At 31.7% G+C, this 16,189-nt stretch carries 16 protein-coding genes and 1 other RNA gene; 9 read left to right on the top strand and 8 right to left on the bottom strand.

The features are described 5' to 3' along the window. Positions 1-126: 126 nt before the first annotated feature. The 3 genes from Q0739_RS08130 to Q0739_RS08120 form a co-directional block, all read right to left on the bottom strand. Complete coding sequence (locus Q0739_RS08130) at positions 127-462, bottom strand: CCC motif membrane protein (RefSeq protein ID WP_298238213.1); 336 nt, start codon at positions 460-462, stop codon at positions 127-129. Between the two features lie 15 nt (positions 463-477). Continuing rightward, positions 478-762: a DUF2752 domain-containing protein gene (locus Q0739_RS08125; RefSeq protein ID WP_298238212.1), complete on the bottom strand. Its 285-nt coding sequence runs from the start codon at positions 760-762 to the stop codon at positions 478-480. Positions 763-826: 64 nt separating this feature from the next. Then, positions 827-2,587: a T9SS type A sorting domain-containing protein gene (locus tag Q0739_RS08120; RefSeq protein WP_298238211.1), complete on the bottom strand. Its 1,761-nt coding sequence runs from the start codon at positions 2,585-2,587 to the stop codon at positions 827-829. Between the two features lie 176 nt (positions 2,588-2,763). Between Q0739_RS08120 and Q0739_RS08115 the strand changes: the two genes are divergently transcribed. Together Q0739_RS08115 and Q0739_RS08110 are read left to right on the top strand one after the other, a co-directional pair. Continuing rightward, the gene (locus Q0739_RS08115) at positions 2,764-2,955 is read left to right on the top strand and encodes a hypothetical protein (RefSeq protein WP_298238210.1); all 192 of its coding nucleotides are present in this window, start codon (positions 2,764-2,766) and stop codon (positions 2,953-2,955) included. Positions 2,956-2,960: 5 nt separating this feature from the next. Continuing rightward, on the top strand, positions 2,961-3,527 hold the full coding sequence (locus Q0739_RS08110) for a Smr/MutS family protein (protein ID WP_298238209.1): 567 nt from the start codon (positions 2,961-2,963) through the stop codon (positions 3,525-3,527). Here the strand turns inward: Q0739_RS08110 and Q0739_RS08105 are convergent. After that, on the bottom strand, positions 3,524-4,420 hold the full coding sequence (locus Q0739_RS08105; protein ID WP_298238208.1) for a hypothetical protein: 897 nt from the start codon (positions 4,418-4,420) through the stop codon (positions 3,524-3,526). The genes Q0739_RS08110 and Q0739_RS08105 overlap by 4 nt on opposite strands. A 97-nt stretch (positions 4,421-4,517) precedes the next feature. On the opposite strand from Q0739_RS08105, the gene Q0739_RS08100 reads away from it, so the two are divergent. Beyond that, positions 4,518-5,663, top strand: a complete 1,146-nt coding sequence (locus Q0739_RS08100) for a cysteine desulfurase family protein (RefSeq protein ID WP_298238207.1) — start codon at positions 4,518-4,520, stop codon at positions 5,661-5,663. Positions 5,664-5,683: 20 nt separating this feature from the next. On the opposite strand, the gene Q0739_RS08095 is transcribed toward Q0739_RS08100, so the two are convergent. From Q0739_RS08095 to Q0739_RS08085, 3 genes are read right to left on the bottom strand one after another with little or no spacing between them, the layout of a single operon-like run. Continuing rightward, complete coding sequence (locus Q0739_RS08095) at positions 5,684-6,871, bottom strand: retropepsin-like aspartic protease (RefSeq protein ID WP_298238206.1); 1,188 nt, start codon at positions 6,869-6,871, stop codon at positions 5,684-5,686. A 7-nt stretch (positions 6,872-6,878) separates the two neighbouring features. After that, on the bottom strand, positions 6,879-9,341 hold the full coding sequence (locus tag Q0739_RS08090; protein ID WP_298238205.1) for a TonB-dependent receptor plug domain-containing protein: 2,463 nt from the start codon (positions 9,339-9,341) through the stop codon (positions 6,879-6,881). Positions 9,342-9,353: 12 nt separating this feature from the next. Beyond that, positions 9,354-11,039, bottom strand: a complete 1,686-nt coding sequence (locus Q0739_RS08085; protein WP_298238204.1) for a M23 family metallopeptidase — start codon at positions 11,037-11,039, stop codon at positions 9,354-9,356. Positions 11,040-11,215: 176 nt separating this feature from the next. Here Q0739_RS08085 and Q0739_RS08080 point away from each other — a divergent pair, with 176 nt between their 5' ends. The 4 genes from Q0739_RS08080 to rny all read left to right on the top strand — a co-directional run bounded on the left by Q0739_RS08080 (position 11,216) and on the right by rny (position 13,610). Beyond that, entirely contained in the window at positions 11,216-11,506 is a 291-nt protein-coding gene (locus Q0739_RS08080) for a hypothetical protein (protein WP_298238203.1), read from the top strand. A gap of 14 nt (positions 11,507-11,520) precedes the next feature. Next, positions 11,521-11,814 (top strand): cell division protein ZapA, encoded by a 294-nt coding sequence (locus tag Q0739_RS08075; RefSeq protein WP_298238202.1) that lies wholly within the window; start codon positions 11,521-11,523, stop codon positions 11,812-11,814. A 55-nt stretch (positions 11,815-11,869) separates the two neighbouring features. Further along, a non-coding RNA gene (gene ssrS / locus Q0739_RS08070) (6S RNA) lies at positions 11,870-11,978 on the top strand. 57 nt (positions 11,979-12,035) lie between these two features. Then, on the top strand, positions 12,036-13,610 hold the full coding sequence (rny, locus tag Q0739_RS08065) for a ribonuclease Y (RefSeq protein WP_298238201.1): 1,575 nt from the start codon (positions 12,036-12,038) through the stop codon (positions 13,608-13,610). A gap of 92 nt (positions 13,611-13,702) precedes the next feature. On the opposite strand, the gene xerD is transcribed toward rny, so the two are convergent. Beyond that, complete coding sequence (gene xerD, locus Q0739_RS08060; RefSeq protein WP_298238200.1) at positions 13,703-14,599, bottom strand: site-specific tyrosine recombinase XerD; 897 nt, start codon at positions 14,597-14,599, stop codon at positions 13,703-13,705. 150 nt (positions 14,600-14,749) lie between these two features. Here xerD and Q0739_RS08055 point away from each other — a divergent pair, with 150 nt between their 5' ends. Beyond that, complete coding sequence (locus tag Q0739_RS08055; RefSeq protein WP_298238199.1) at positions 14,750-15,358, top strand: porin family protein; 609 nt, start codon at positions 14,750-14,752, stop codon at positions 15,356-15,358. A gap of 301 nt (positions 15,359-15,659) precedes the next feature. Beyond that, complete coding sequence (locus Q0739_RS08050; protein ID WP_298238198.1) at positions 15,660-16,157, top strand: outer membrane beta-barrel protein; 498 nt, start codon at positions 15,660-15,662, stop codon at positions 16,155-16,157. The last annotated feature ends 32 nt before the right edge of the window (positions 16,158-16,189 follow it).

The following is a 16,189-nucleotide window of genomic DNA, read 5'->3' as shown; positions in this document are numbered from 1 at the left end:
CTCAGCTCGTTTTTGTAAAACTTTGCTGAGTTTTTTTATTCTATTTTTATAAATCAACTTACTTCTGAAAGTGCCTATAAAGACTTTTTAGACAGTCTCTTTTATTAGATATAGGTTTTTAAGTAATTAACTACCAATGCCTAATTGTTCCATAACATCTTTTTGTTGTTCAATGTATGCATCCCAGCCACCAACAGACATAATTTGATACGCAGATAGTATAAAAGAAAGTACAGCTAGAATTAATCCTATTATAGCGATAATTTTTGCCGTTTTTAATTGGCCAAAATTGCTGTATAATTCAGGATTTTCAGCATATAATTTAGTGTCTTTTTTTACTAAAAACAAAGCTATTCCAGAAAAAAGTAATCCACCTATTCCAGCGCTGCAACAGCAAGCTATAAAAGAAATTATTCCAAGTACAAGTGCTATAGTAGCGTTAGGTAATTTTTGTTGTTCCATTTTGTTGTTATTTATTTATAAAAATGTTTTAATAACAAAGCTTGTTATTATTACTGCTGTATTAATTAATGCCAAAATAATAATTATTTTATTAGCATGCTTAATTTTTTTAATAGCATTTAAAATAATGACTCCAAAAAACAGGATTAAAGTATATACTGCAGGATACATATAAAAAGCATCGGTAAATTCACCTTGAAAAATCAAGGCTACCGATCGTTGTAGACCGCAACCCATACACTCAACGTTAAACAGTTTTTTGTTTAAACAGGGTAGCATGTAATCTTCTAATCCTTCCATGGGCTTCATTATGGAGCTAAAATACTAAAAGGTTAGGAATTTGATTTTAAATATTATAATTGATTTAATAACTGTTAGAAACAATAATCTTTTTAGTAATGTTTTGGTTGTTTGATAATGTTATGTTTACAATGTAAATGCCGTTACTTAGATTTCTGGTTGTGTAGCTGTATGCTTTTTTGGAAGATGTTTCCTTTTTATCAAAAACTCTTTTTCCTAAAACATCATAGAACTCAATGGAGCGAATATTTAGATTTTTTGGGTTTAGAATCTTTAAAAGTGATAACCTATTATTCTGGAAAACATTCAAATCAACATGTTTTACTAAACTTTCATTACTAAGCGTGTTTTGGATGAATCGAATTTCGAACCTAGTAGTGTAAGTCCCTGCATCCAGATTTATATGAAATGGCTGTCTTGTTAAATCGGTAAATGTATTGTTCTCTTTATCGTAAAGGTAAATAGGAGCGTTGTTAAAATTTTGGACATCTATAACTCTAATATTTATAGGGGTTTTTGTTGCTGTTATTATAATTAAAGGTATTTGCAAATCTTGATTAAATGCCAAAGCTTCAGCAACGTAATTATTGCTTTCAGAGGATAAGTAAGCATCAGAACTTAGAATGGATCTAGCTGCTATGGTACTTTCTAATCCGTAATCAAATCCATTTGTAGCACTATGATGAAATGTCTCAACGAGTTGTCTGGTGTACAAACTGTTAAAATCAATATTTAGCCGAAAACGTTTATAATCATCAGGAACAGTAGAAAAATTAGAAGAAGGTATTACGGTTTCTTTTATGTTTGAACTTTTAAAAAACTCACTATTAGAGCCGCTTTCTTTTTCAAATACACGATGACTATTTTTAGTTTGTACAGATCCAGAAGCTGTTCCTTCCACCATAAATCCTTGTCCAATAGGTATATATCGACGTGGGCGTTTGCCACTTGCACTTTCTTCGCCATTACCATTAATATTACCTTGGTTATTATACGTACTAAAAGTAGCAGGTACATAGGTCTCTACGGTTCCGGTACTATTTATTGTGTAACTGGCATAACCACCGTTATATTCGCTAAGGTAGTGTGAGTTTGTATTAAGGTCTTGCTCCCAATAGTATAAGCTTCCAGTAATAACAGTTTCATTATTTATATCATGTATATATTCTAGAGCATCTAACGCAGATGGATATGGGTTTCCTACTAATGTGTATTGTTCATTTTCAACATTGTTATTAATGGTTCCATTATTTGGTTTGCCTCTAAAATCGTAAGACTGCATATTATTTGAACCTGTTGTGCCTTTCATGCTGAATCCTTCTCCAGGATTAATAGTTGAGCTTGCTTGCACATGTACCCAACCAGAATAGTTACTTGAAGCTGGGAATTTCCATATCCAATAGGGTTCAATGTTTAATGGGTTAGATGTGCCATTGTATGATGATGATCTATTGTATGTAGCAGGAATAGAAGTGGTTAAGCCTGTTATGTCGTTAAGAAGTGATATTCCAAAATTGTTATTTGTAGTAGTGTTATCTTTAGTTCCTATGGGAGAACACCAGTAATTAAATTCATGAGCGCCAACATTTCCTTCTTGATAAACACTTAGTTCTCCTTCTCCTGAATTTCCTGTTAATCCTGAGCCTTGTATAAGCTGTCCTTCGTCTCGAAGATAAATTCGGCTATTAGATTCGTTTAGGTTAACATCGTCTTCAACGAAGATAACTTGATTGCTAACAAAGACATAGTTGTCGTTGCTAATTGAGAGTTGAGCGTATGTTAAATTTACTGCGAACAGTAAAAAGGCCATTAATCGTTGAGACATGATTTGAGAGATATCGCAATTTACGAGGGCAAATATATTGTTTTTTTATTAAAACATGTATTTTAACGAATAAAAATGCGTTTAAACGACCAATCATCGATATTTTTTGATAGTTATTTTCTTAATTAGATTTCATTTTTACGTAATTTGTGAGATAAATTTTTGAGTTAAATTTGATGAAATATTTAAACTACATTCTCATACTTTTAGGAGCTATTATAGCTATGTATTCGAAAGTTGGAGCCGATCAGAATCAATATGTTTTAATTATAGGTATAATTGTTTTAATGATAGGGGTTTATAGGATATCTAGAACTATTCCTAGTAAGAATGATAAAGATGAAGATGCTAATAATGAAGAAAAATAAAAGTTTTGAATTTTAAAATAGGCGACTCGGTTTTAGTATTAGATGAGGATTTATCTGGAATCGTTAAAAGTGTAGTTTCTAATAGAATCATCATAGAAACACCTGATGGGTTTTCGCTAGAGTTTGCTAAACATGAATTAGTTTTAGATGACACTAAAACATCCCTTAATCCTATGTTGTCTGAATCAATTAACTTAAGTAATATTATATCGGAGAAGGAGCAATCTGGTAAAAGAAAGCAAGTAAAAAGGAAACCAAAAGATAAATATTTACCCACAATGGAAGTGGATTTGCATATAAACCAGCTAGTTAAGTCTTCAAGAGGGATGACTAACCATGATATGCTTTCACTTCAATTAGATACTGCTAGGAGGCAATTAGATTTTGCGATAAAGAAGCGTTTTCAAAAAATAGTATTTATTCATGGTGTTGGTGAGGGCGTTTTAAAAATGGAATTAGACTATTTATTTGGACGCTATAACAATGTGAAGTTTTATGACGCCGAATATAAAAAATATGGACTAGGAGCAACAGAAGTCTATATTTTTCAAAATGTTTTACCTAATACTTAAAACTCAGGCGTTAATTTTCTGCTTGTAGATAAATCGCTGTCTTCCAAATTCCCAAAATCAAAGTCTTGGCTTATTATCTCTAAATCTACACCTTCTATAATTAAACTTATGGTGTAAGTTTGAATAATTGTATGTTCTCTATATGCAATAGCTGCTTCGGTTAAAGCTACATCTTTATTTAAATAATCGGGACCAATATTTGGATCTCTAATATCATTAGTAGGGTTTTGGTCTTGGTCAACACTCTCTTCGTCCCTTGTTAACACACCATCATCATCATCGTCTGTGTCTAAATAATCGGGAATGGTATCACCATCAGTATCTTGGGCATTCGAAAGACCGTCAGTTTCAGTATAATTAGGGTTTTCTGTTTTTGTTAAAACATTGTCGCCATCATCATCTTCATCTAAATAATTAGGAATTCCATCACCGTCAGTATCGTCATCCTCTAAATTACCATTACCATTAATATCCTCAAATTCTGCTGGAATCCCATCATTATCATCCTCAATTAGTGAGGTTGTAAAGGTTGCAAGATCATTTGTGCTTTCGTAATCTTGTGTAATATTAATTTCTGAAGATGGTATATCGTTACAAAACAGGTCATTAGGTAATGTAGCGTTACTATAGGTGCGATAGTTAAAAGTATTTGAATTAGAGGTGATTTCAACAGATTCGCCTGCTGTAACAACAAATAAATCTTCAAAATCTATATCATTAACTTTAAATGAAAGTGACTCAGATGGATCGCTTTTAGTTTTGTAAAAGACCAAATCTCCGCAAGCTTGAAAGGTATCATCAAAATCGAATTCAACATTCAATATGTCACCATCATCACATGAAAATAGTAAAGAGAATCCAAAGCTTATTAAAACAAAAAAAATCTTTCGCATTATCTAGGTTTTAGGCAAAAATAATAGAATTGTTATTTATAACGTTGCTTATTGGTAATAATTTTATTTCAAGTATTTTTGCTACAAATAAAAACAGATGCAACATATTTATTTTGATAATGCAGCAACTACTCAAATTAGAGATGAGGTTATTGACTCTATGGTTGATGTTATTAAAAATAATTATGGAAATGCTTCATCTTCACATAGTTTTGGTAGGTCATCTAAATCTTTAATTGAAAAATCAAGAAAAGACATCGCTAAACATTTAAATGTGTCTGCCTCAGAAATTGTATTCACTTCGGGAGGGACAGAAGCTGATAATTTAGTTTTAAGAAGTGCTGTTAGAGATTTAAAAATAGAATATGTTATAACTTCAAGAATTGAGCATCATGCTGTTTTACATACTGTTGAGCAATTACAAAGCGAGTATAATTTAGAAGTTATTTTTGTGAATTTAGATAATAATGGAGAGATAGATTATGAGCATCTTGAACAACTGCTAGCTAGTTCAAAAAAAGCATTGGTAAGTTTAATGCACGTTAATAATGAAATAGGAAATATTCTAGATATTAAGCGTGTTGCAGATTTATGTAAAGTTAATAATGCATTGTTTCATAGTGATGCGGTGCAATCGATTGGGCATTATCCGCTCGATTTACAAGAAATTCAAGTCGATTTTTTAGCAGCTAGTGCTCATAAATTTCATGGACCTAAAGGTGTTGGATTCGCTTTTGTTAGAAAAAACTCTGGATTAAAACCTTTAATTACTGGAGGAGAGCAGGAGCGAGGTTTTCGTGCAGGAACCGAGAGTATTCATAATATAGTGGCTTTAGATAAAGCTTTTTATTATTCTAATTTGAATATGGTTACTGAAAGTAATTATATAAAGGACTTGAAAACCTATTTTATTAATAAAGTTACTAGTAATATTGCAGGTGCTAAATTTAATGGTAATTCTAGCAATCTTGAAAAAAGCACTTATACTTTAGTAAATATGTTATTACCAGTTGATGCAAAAAAATCTGCTATGTTGCTTTTTCAATTAGACTTAAAAGGTATTGCTTGTTCTAAAGGTAGTGCTTGCCAAAGCGGTAGCAGTCAGGGTTCTCATGTTTTGGCTGAGGTTTTATCTCATGAAGATTTAGAGAAACCTTCAATACGCTTTTCTTTTAGTATTTATAACACAAAAGAAGAGATAGATTATGTGGTAGATGTATTAAAAGAATTGGTATATACCTGAAAATAAAGAACTTCGAGGTTTTAACGTTTTTCTAAAATCAAATCATTAATTTCTCCTTTATCATTTTTTATTGAAATATTAAGTGAATCGGCCTTTTTAAAGATGGATTCTTCAGTAATTAAACCGCATAAATCTATCTTTGAAAAATCTACACCGTTTATTGCTAAAATTTCATCACCAAAATTCAATTTGTTTTTTAATTTTTTATCCCATACAATTCCAACTACAAGCTTATTGTTTTGAATAGTAGGAGTGAAACCTAATAATTTTTCATTTAGGTCTGTTATTCTTTTAAAAGGATCAAAATAGAACTTACCTTTTTTAAAGTCTAAGGTTAGGTTTCCGTATTTGATAATATCAGAGCCTATTCTGGAATTGTCATCATCTCCAGTTAATGTTATAACATTTTTGAATGAATGACTATTGATAATAAGTTCGGGTACTTGTATTCGATATTGTATGCTATTGTTTGCATTACCAAACATGCCAATACTTGATGTTCCTTTTCCTTCTGAAATTGTTTTAACTACGTTTTTGAGCATCATAACTTTGTAGCTTTTCTTGTTTAAGTCATAAAACCCGCTTGCTCCAGTATCAAATAAAAGCAGTTCTGTTGCTGTTTGTTCTCCTTTAAGTTTAATGTTTATGTATGGACTACTTTGATTACCAACTAATGTTAGTTTTGATGCATTTTCTTTATTAAGATTTAATTTTTTGTAATCGTTAGTTATTATTAGCTTACTTTGTTTCGATTTTATTTGAATTACAGACTTTCTTAGTAAATTACTTCCAATAATCCCATCGAGTTTAAAGCAATCAAATACTAAGTTATCGTTATTTTTAAATACTAAAGCACTGGTATTTTTAAAAGAGACACCTCCAATTGTTATTAGTGGTAGTGTGGTAAGTCTCATTTGCTCCTTTTTTTGGTTCGCATCAGATACTGATATGTCTTTGCCTTTTTCAAAATTTAATTTTTTCCATAAGTTTTCTGAAATTAGATTTGGAGCACCTGTATCAAAAAGAAATTGGTATGACTCTCCCTTTATAACTACAGGGATGATGATTTTACCGTTTAAATTCTTGTATTTAATTTCAGAATAATAACGTTTAGATGTGGCGTTGCCAGTTTTAAATATTGATTTTTGACCAAGAGAAGCATTGATAAAACAAATACAGAAGAAAATATTTAGTATTGTTTTGTGCATTTTAATTTTAAAACTTCATGGTGGTTCTTACATTAAAAACTCTAGGGGTTAAATAGTTTGGAATAGCATATTGTCGCTTACTATATACATCTCTAACCCAAGTATTTGTGATAGAATTTTGAACGTCGAACATGTTGAATATTTCGACACCAAAGGAAAGCTCTTTAAATGGTTTTTTCCAGCCACTATTAAATTGCTTGTTTTCATCAACTAAAACAAACTGAAAACCTACATCGGCACGTTTATAATCTGGTAATCTAGTTTGGTATACATAAGGATCTGCATAACTTGGTGAGCCTCCAGGAAGGCCTGTATTGTAAACTAAGTTTAAATACATTTTCATGCTAGGAATGTTAGGTACATAATCCTGAAACAAAGCAGCAAACTTTAAACGTTGGTCGGTTGGTCTTGCTATATAGCCTCTATTATCAATGTTTTCTTCTGTTTTTAAATATCCAAAACTAAACCACGATTCTGTTCCAGGAACAAATTCACCATTTAAACGCATATCTAAGCCATAAGTGTAGGCTTTGGCATTATTCTTTGCTCTGTATCTAATTCTAACATTTTCAAGCGTATATGGGTTCACATCGCTTAGGTTTTTATAGTAAGCTTCTGTGGTGAGTTTAAAGGGGCGATCCCACATTTTAAAACTATAGTCATTCCCTAAAACTAAATGAATGGATTTTTGCGCCTTCACATTAGGTTGAACCATTCCAAAAGAATCTCTTAATTCTCTATAGAAGGGTGGTTGGTAATATAAACCTGCAGCTAAACGAAACAGCATGTCTTTTTGCCAATATGGTTTTATTGCAAATTGTGCTCGCGGACTAAAAACAGTTTGATTTGAAGATGATACACCATCTCCACTAACAGACCAGTTATGAACTCGAACACCTGCGTTATACCAAACATCACTAATGCCTAAAGTAGATCGTTTGCTCCATTGTGCATAGGCTTGGAGTCTATCAATTTTTACATTGTTAGTTGATCTAACATTTTGGAAAGGTTCTATGGGCCCGCTAAAAGGTTCGTATGGTTGTTCATTTATTGGTGTTGTTCTTGGCGGTCTTATAGAAAAACCTGCCGAATCGATAACTTCCCATTCTATTAGCCGATCCCGAATATTTTCATTGGTGTATTTAACCGACCATTCTATACGATTGTCATCGATTTTGAAATCACCTTTATGCTCAATATTGGTTATTAGGGCGTCTAAGTCGTTTCGACCATGGTTAAGTTGGCTTCCAATACCTTCGCTAAATTCAACTTCTCCCAAATTTTCATCTCCAATATTTGAGTTTACTTCTCCTAAACGATACTGTGCTAAAATATCGAAATACTCTTCTTCTGTAGTATGGTAAGTAGAAGCAATAAGTTTTAAATTAAGATTGTCGTTAACGAAATAAGTTCCTTTAAAAGCGCCAAATAAGGTTTGGTATTGATCTTTTTCTTGCCCCTCGTAAAAGACTAAGAGTGCAATTGGGTCTGACAATGTGCCAAAATTAGTTTGTCTAGTTTGAGGCTCATACCCATATTTGTTTAAAGAAGCATTCCCCAGAAAACTTAAGTGAAATTTATCTGTAAACTTGTATGTAAAAAATGCTTGTGCATCAGCAAATGCTGCATCGTAATTAGTTTCGGTTTCTTTGGCGTTTACTAATAACCCATTATCTCTATAGCGAACGCCAACAATACTTGAGAGTTTAGAATCTTTACTAATGTTTTCAACCGACAGACTTCCGCCTAACAAACTTAAATCTGCATTAACTTCAAATTGATATGGCGTTTTGTAGGTAATATCTAAAACAGACGAAAGTTTGTCTCCGTATTTTGCTTGAAAACCACCAGATGAAAAATCGACATTCTGAACCAAATTGGTGTTTACAAAGCTCAATCCTTCTTGTTGTCCAGAACGAATTAAGAAAGGACGATAGACCTCTATGCCATTTACATAGACTAAATTCTCATCGTAATTTCCCCCACGAACAGAATATTGGGTGCTTAATTCATTATTATTACTTACTCCTGGAAGTGTTAATAATAGGTTTTCGACTCCTGCATTAGCACCAGGTATTTTTCGTATAGTTTCTGGTTTTAAGGTGGTAATACCTTCAACTTCCTTTTGCCTATTACTAGTTATAACCACTGGTGCAATTTGCTCAATTGAAGTATTCATAACAGGATTGAACTCATATTCTTCTCCATTTTTAAGGTTAAAAACACTCACGATTTTTTTATAAGAAATATGAGAAAATTCAATTTCTATATCTTGATTTGCTGGTACTTTAATAATGTAAAAACCATTTTCATTTGTTTCGGTTCCATCTAAGCCTGCTTTTACACTTACACCAACTACAGCTTTATTTTGTTCATCTAGAATAACACCTTTAATTGTTGCTGTTTGAGAATATCCAACAAAGGAGAGAATGATTGTAAGGACAATTGTTAATAAGTGTTTTGTATTCAAAAGTCAATAAATTTATTTTCTGTAGAATTGTGTTTCAAAAGTAGAACTATTTCCAACATTATCTGTTACAATTAGCTTTAAATTATTTTTGGTATCTGTGATAATGCCATCGTTAAAATCATGTGTTAAAGTCTTTTTTTTATAATCATACTCCATTAAAATCCATTTTCCATTTACTGTGGCTCTGTAATTCGAAATACCAGAATGTTTGTCGCTAATTTTTATTTTTAAGTATCTGTACTTGCTTAACCAATTCCCATCTTTAAAATTTGGACTATATATTTTAGGTTTAATAGAATCTAAGGCAAGCGCAAAAGTCCCTAACGTTTTTGTATAGGTTGATAGTATATTGTTCTCTCTTTTTGTTGGCATATATGAAGGGTACTTTTTGTAACCTATTAATTTTGCAATGTAAAGCTTGTTTTTATCAGCATCTAGATAGTTATTTATATTGTAACTAATTTTTAAGCTTTTTTGTGTTGGTATAATATCTTTATGGAGTATTAGTGTGTCATTCTTAGCATTATAATCTAGGTAGAAATCTTCGTAGAAAGTATTCTGATATATATCGACAGATATATTACCTTCATTTAAGTTTGTGCTTTGGTCTGCTTTAATAAAATATGGTGTAACTTTTTTTTCTGAAGGTTTTAAAGAATCGTTTTTACTTCCTTTTATATTTAAAGTAATCCAAGAGGCATTATTCTTATAGTCATTAACTTTAATTTTGAAAACAGAGTAGGTGCTGTCTTCAATAGATAAATAACCATTATGAGGCTCTGTGTTTATAATACTTAAAGGGTTGTTATCGTTAAATAGTTTTTGAATGCGTTGTTTTTTTGTTCTATAGTGCTCATAATCTACTAGCCTATTAATGTGCTTTGTCTCATCAAAAGAGAAACGTTTAAAATCTAACTCAAAATACTTACTACCATTAAAAAAAGTTTGAATATTATAAACGCCGTTTTTATTGGCAGCCATATCTTGGCGGTCGTTAGTTACTATACCAAAACCTATTTTGCCAAAAGCTTTAATATTTTCAAGTGTATAATCGCCATTTTGTAAAGGAATTAAACGCAATTTCTGTTTGGAAGTTGTATTATTTATGTGTGCATGTTCATTTAAAGGATAAGCATAAACTGCTGTTACAAATGGATGGATAGTATCTTTTATGTCTATACCAAAAAGCATTGGGTTTATAGGGCGTTCTGCTTTATCGCGAATTTCAAAATGCAGATGCGGACCTCCAGAACCCCCAGTATTACCACTAAAAGCAACAATACTATTTTTTTTAACAACTAACTCTTCAGCTTTTGGAAATAATTCAATTTCGTAAGATTCATTTTCATATTGCAGTTTTTTAACATAGGCTTCAATTTCTGGTGAGAATTTTAATAAATGTGCATAAACAGTTGTGTAACCATTAGGGTGTGTAATATATAATGCTTTACCATAGCCATAATGAGATACCTTAATTCTACTTACAAAACCATCTGCAGATGCAAGAACGTTTAAACCAACACGTTGCTGCGTTTTTATGTCTAGTCCAGAGTGAAAATGATTTGATCGCAATTCTGCAAATGTGCCAGATAAAATTAAAGGGATTTCTAAAGGGCTTCCAAAATATTCTTGAGGATAGTTGTTTTGAGCATTTGTGAATACTGATGAAAAATATAAAACAATAAGGATTATTCTCATAGAAAAGTATTAAAGCTAAAATATTAATTTGATTCGAATTTGCAAAGTATTCTTCAAAAATCAAGCCATAGCGCTAATAATCAGTCATAAATGAAGCAATAGAAATTTTATTGAAAAACAATTGTAATTTATAGCTAGGTATGTTAACTTTGTGTGATAAGTATTGATTTTAGTAAATGAGTAATATTGAAGATATTGTAGATTCTTTAGAAAGCAAAATTAGTAAAGTATTACACAAACTAGAGGCCTTAAAGCTTGCTAATTCTAAATTGAATGAAGAATTACATAATTCTAAGCAAGAAATAAAAACCCAAAAAATGCAAGTGGCATCTTGGGAAGAAAAATATGAGGCTTTAAAAATTGCTAATTCAATGCTTGGTAGTGACGATAATAAAAGAGAAACTAAGCTTAAAATAAATGCATTAATACGAGATATTGACCATTGTATTGGACAATTATCAAATTAATGAAAATAAACTCAATGTCAGAAAAGCTTAAAATAAAGCTATCTATAGCTAATAGGGTATATCCTTTAACTATTGAAGCAACTCAAGAAGAAGGGTTGCGTAAAGCTGCAAAGAACATTGAAGTTATGATAAAGCAATTTGAGCAAAGTTATTCTGTTCGAGATAAACAAGATGTATTGGCCATGTGTGCCTTACAGTTTGCTTCTCAAGTTGAACAGAAGTCTATAGATAAAGAGCATGTGAGCGAGCATTTAGAAGTAAAATTAAATGCGCTTAACGATTTGCTACATTCACATTTAGTCTCTTAACGTTCTTTAAAATAAACTAAAAGTTACTGCCTACATTGGTTATTTTTTTTGATAAACTCAACGTTAATTCTTTAAAAAGGGTGAGTTTAAGTTGTAAAAGCATGCTGCCTTAGTCGCAGATCCTTGATCAGCTTGTTAGCCCTAAACTTGTTTTTAAGGAGTTTATACAAAACTTTATACTGGTGTAGGCTTTTTTTATATATACAAATCAACTAAACATAATGGAGAACCCTATTATATTAATTATCGGAGGCGTACTGCTTGGACTTATAATTGGCTTTATTATAGCCAAATCTTTAGAGAAAAATAATGCATCAAAACTTATTAAAGATGCAAAAAGAAGTGCTACGGCTATTTTAAAAGAGGCCAATAATGAAGGTGAAGCCTTGAAGAAAGATAAAATTCTTCAGGCTAAAGAAAAATTTCTTGAGCTTAAAGCAGAACATGAAAAAGTTATATTGTCTCGAGATAAAAAGATGGCAGAGGCTGAAAAGCGAACACGTGATAAAGAGTCTCAAATCTCGAGCGAATTATCTAAAAACAAAAAGCTGAATGCTGATATTGAGAATAAAATTAAAGATTATAATCACCGACAAGAGATTCTAGCAAAAAAACAAGTAGAGCTTGATAGACTTCATAAAAGTCAAGTAGAACAGCTAGAAGTTATCTCTAGTCTTTCGGCAGAAGATGCTAAAGAACAATTGGTAGAATCTTTAAAAGGAGAAGCTAAGAATGATGCTATGGCTTTTATACAAAGCTCACTTGAAGAAGCGAAGCTAACAGCAGAGCAAGATGCTAAAAAAATTATTATTAATACCATTCAAAGAATAGGAACCGAGGAAGCTGTCGATAATTGTGTATCTGTTTTTAATATTGAATCAGATGACGTTAAGGGGCGTATTATTGGTAGAGAAGGACGTAATATTCGTGCAATTGAAGCTGCTACTGGTGTAGAAATTATTGTTGACGACACACCTGAAGCTATTATTTTATCATGTTTTGATTCTGTACGTCGAGAAATTGCACGTTTATCTTTACATAAGTTAGTAACAGATGGTAGAATTCATCCTGCACGAATTGAAGAGGTTGTAAAGAAAACAAAAAAGCAAATCGATCAGGAAATTATTGAGGTTGGAAAACGTACGGTTATCGATTTAGGTATTCATAATCTGCATCCAGAACTTATTAAAGTTGTTGGTAGAATGAAATACCGTTCTTCTTATGGGCAAAACTTATTACAACATTCACGCGAAGTTGCTAAACTATGTGGTGTAATGGCTGCCGAATTAGGATTAAATCCAAAATTAGCAAAACGTGCAGGTTTATTGCACGATATAGGAAAAGTACCAGATGCTGAAGCAGATATGGAAACACCACATGCTATTTTAGGTATGCAGTGGGCAGAGAAACATGGCGAAAAACCAGATGTTTGTAATGCCATTGGAGCGCATCACGATGAAATTGAAATGAAGTCGTTGTTAGCACCAATAATACAGGTTTGTGATGCTATTTCTGGTGCTCGACCAGGAGCTAGACGTCAAGTGTTAGATAGTTATATTCAAAGACTTAAAGACTTAGAAGATATAGCATTTGGTTTTCAAGGAGTGAAAAAAGCTTACGCTATTCAAGCAGGAAGAGAGCTTCGTGTTATAGTAGAAAGTGAAAAAGTTGATGACCAAAAAGCTGCGGATTTATCATTTAGTATCTCACAAAAGGTACAAACGGATATGACGTATCCAGGACAGGTTAAAGTTACTGTAATTCGTGAAACACGAGCAGTTAATATAGCTAAGTAACATATTCCTTTAAAAAAAGGAATCTTATAAACAAAATTAGATAAAAATCCAGCGTTAGCTGGATTTTTTTATTTTTAACCAATAACCAATAACTATTTCCTAGGGTGATATTTCTCTATAACGGACGTTAGATGGCTTTTATCGAGATGCACATATATTTCGGTAGTAGTTATACTTTCATGACCTAACATAAGCTGAATAGATCTTAAATCAGCATTGTTTTGCAATAAATGAGTAGCAAATGAATGTCTAAAGGTGTGCGGAGAGATGTTCTTTTTAAGTCCTATTTTTTCAGCGAGCTGTTTTATGATTGTAAAAATCATGGCTCTAGTAAGTTGTTTGCCTCGTCTATTTAGAAATAAGGTATCTTCATGACCAGCTTGTATATTCAAATGTAATCTTATTTCTTTACGATAGATATTGATGTATTTTTGAGTAGAACTAACAATAGGTACAAATCGCTGTTTATTCCCTTTACCAGTTACCTTAATAAAGCCTTCGTCAAAAAACAGATCTGAAATTTTTAAATTGGTTAATTCACTAACTCGTAATCCGCAGCCATATAAAGTTTCAAGAATTGCTCGATTGCGTTCACCTTCTGGTTTACTTAAATCTATAGCAGTGATGAGTTGGTCTATCTCAACTTCTTCTAATGTGTCTGGTAATTTTCGACCAATTTTAGGAGACTCAATTAACTCTAAGGGATTATCTTTTCTATAATCTTCAAAAACCAGATAACTAAAAAAACTTCGCAATCCAGAGATTAAGCGCGATTGAGAACGCGCATTAACCTTTTTAGCAGCTTCATAAATAAATTGTTGAATAGCATAGGGTTTTATTAATATTGGGGAAACCACAATTTTGTTGTCTTCTAGATAATCAATTAATTTCTTAACATCTCGAGAATAATTATCAATAGAATTATCAGATAGCCCGCGTTCTATCTTTAAATAAAGTTGGTAATCTTTAAGTGCATTTTTCCATTTCATTAAAACAAAAATAACATTTATTGGGAATGTTAAAGGCAAATAGAGCGCTTGTATTAGTATATGTATGAAATTATTTGAAATACTGATTTTTGCTTTTTTTTGTTATTTTTCATAACTTTAATCAATTAACTAACTTAAAACTAAATAATTATGAGAAATTTATTACTGTTTTTAGCAGTCAACATTTTTGTGTTTTCTGCTTATTCGCAAACAAGCCAAACTAGAGCAAGTGAAGATATTCGCTTTGGGGTTAAAGCAGGTGTTAACTTCGCTAATTTTACTGGAGATGACACTGATAATTTAAGTAGCCGTACGGGCTTTCATTTTGGAGGTATAGTAAATATTCCAATTTCTGATGCTTTTTCTGTTCAACCAGAAGTATTATATTCTGATCAAGGAGCAGAGTATACCATGAGTGAAGGTTATGATGGAAAATTTGTTTTAAGCTATCTTAATATTCCTGTGATGGCACAGTTACGAGTAGCTCAAGGATTAAATTTAGAAGCTGGACCGCAGATAGGGTTTCTTTTATGTGCAGAAGATCAATATAGTTCTTCTGGCGATTCTGGGGAGGATGACATCAAGGACGATGTTAAAGGTACAGACTTTGGTTTAAATGTAGGCATAAATTATACTATGGAATCTGGATTAGGAATTGGAACACGTTATAATTTAGGATTAAGTGAACTGCCTGAAGATTCTGAAGGAGGGAATTGGAAAAATGGTGTTTTTCAATTTTATTTAGCTTATTTCTTCTAGAGAATATTATAGAATCAAAAAAAAGGAAACCAAAAGGTTTCCTTTTTTTATTTATTATCCTGTCCCGTCCTGAAAAAGTGATATACAAAAATTAAAATAATCCTTGATTTATTTGGAGATTCACTCTACGATATTCTTCGTATTTTTAAGTAAAATTGTTAATAACTAAATTATTAAATATCTGATTAATAGATATTTATTATTTTTTGTTTATAAAATTGTTAATAACTATGTAAGAATTTTAGTTGATTATAAAAAAACCTTTTAATTTGTAAATACAATCAAACTAAATTTTTTAATTATGAAAAAATTATTATTATTTACCGCTATTGCGGTATTCGGATTCGTGAGTGTTAACGCTCAAGGTGGTTTTAAAGGAGGTATAAATGCTGGATTACCTTTGGGTGATGCTGGAGATATCTCGACTTTTAATGTTTCACTTGATTTAAATTTTCTATGGGAAGCAGGTGAAAATTTTGATGCTGGAATTGCTACTGGATATTCTCATTCTTTTGGTGATGAAATGTCAGTTGGTTCAATTACCGTTGAGTATGACGATATTCAATTTATTCCTTTAGCTGGAGCTGCACGTTTTGGACTTTCTGAGGACTTTACCTTAGGAGCTGATGTTGGTTATACTATAGGGATAAACGATGGTAATGACGGTGGTTTTTATTATGCACCAAGAGCACAGTATGGAGTTAGCGAGTCTATGGATATTGTATTAGCTTATAGAGGCGTAAGTTTAGACGGCGGCTCTTTTGATGTATTAACCTTAGGTGTTGAGTTTGGATTATAATTCACTTAGAAATTAAAATAATCAAGAAACCA

Source organism: uncultured Algibacter sp. (assembly GCF_947487605.1).
Lineage (GTDB): Bacteria > Bacteroidota > Bacteroidia > Flavobacteriales > Flavobacteriaceae > Algibacter_D.
The sequence above is the reverse complement of the archived record's forward strand: the minus strand, read 5'-3'. Positions and strand labels throughout refer to the sequence as shown.

Coding starts and splice junctions, on each gene's coding strand:
- Q0739_RS08130 (WP_298238213.1), bottom strand. CDS start 462: ATGGAACAACAAAAATTACCTAACGCTACTATAGCACTTGTACTTGGA.
- Q0739_RS08125 (WP_298238212.1), bottom strand. CDS start 762: ATGGAAGGATTAGAAGATTACATGCTACCCTGTTTAAACAAAAAACTG.
- Q0739_RS08120 (WP_298238211.1), bottom strand. CDS start 2,587: ATGTCTCAACGATTAATGGCCTTTTTACTGTTCGCAGTAAATTTAACA.
- Q0739_RS08115 (WP_298238210.1), top strand. CDS start 2,764: ATGAAATATTTAAACTACATTCTCATACTTTTAGGAGCTATTATAGCT.
- Q0739_RS08105 (WP_298238208.1), bottom strand. CDS start 4,420: ATGCGAAAGATTTTTTTTGTTTTAATAAGCTTTGGATTCTCTTTACTA.
- Q0739_RS08100 (WP_298238207.1), top strand. CDS start 4,518: ATGCAACATATTTATTTTGATAATGCAGCAACTACTCAAATTAGAGAT.
- Q0739_RS08095 (WP_298238206.1), bottom strand. CDS start 6,871: ATGCACAAAACAATACTAAATATTTTCTTCTGTATTTGTTTTATCAAT.
- Q0739_RS08085 (WP_298238204.1), bottom strand. CDS start 11,039: ATGAGAATAATCCTTATTGTTTTATATTTTTCATCAGTATTCACAAAT.
- Q0739_RS08080 (WP_298238203.1), top strand. CDS start 11,216: ATGAGTAATATTGAAGATATTGTAGATTCTTTAGAAAGCAAAATTAGT.
- Q0739_RS08075 (WP_298238202.1), top strand. CDS start 11,521: ATGTCAGAAAAGCTTAAAATAAAGCTATCTATAGCTAATAGGGTATAT.
- rny (WP_298238201.1), top strand. CDS start 12,036: ATGGAGAACCCTATTATATTAATTATCGGAGGCGTACTGCTTGGACTT.
- xerD (WP_298238200.1), bottom strand. CDS start 14,599: ATGAAATGGAAAAATGCACTTAAAGATTACCAACTTTATTTAAAGATA.
- Q0739_RS08055 (WP_298238199.1), top strand. CDS start 14,750: ATGAGAAATTTATTACTGTTTTTAGCAGTCAACATTTTTGTGTTTTCT.
- Q0739_RS08050 (WP_298238198.1), top strand. CDS start 15,660: ATGAAAAAATTATTATTATTTACCGCTATTGCGGTATTCGGATTCGTG.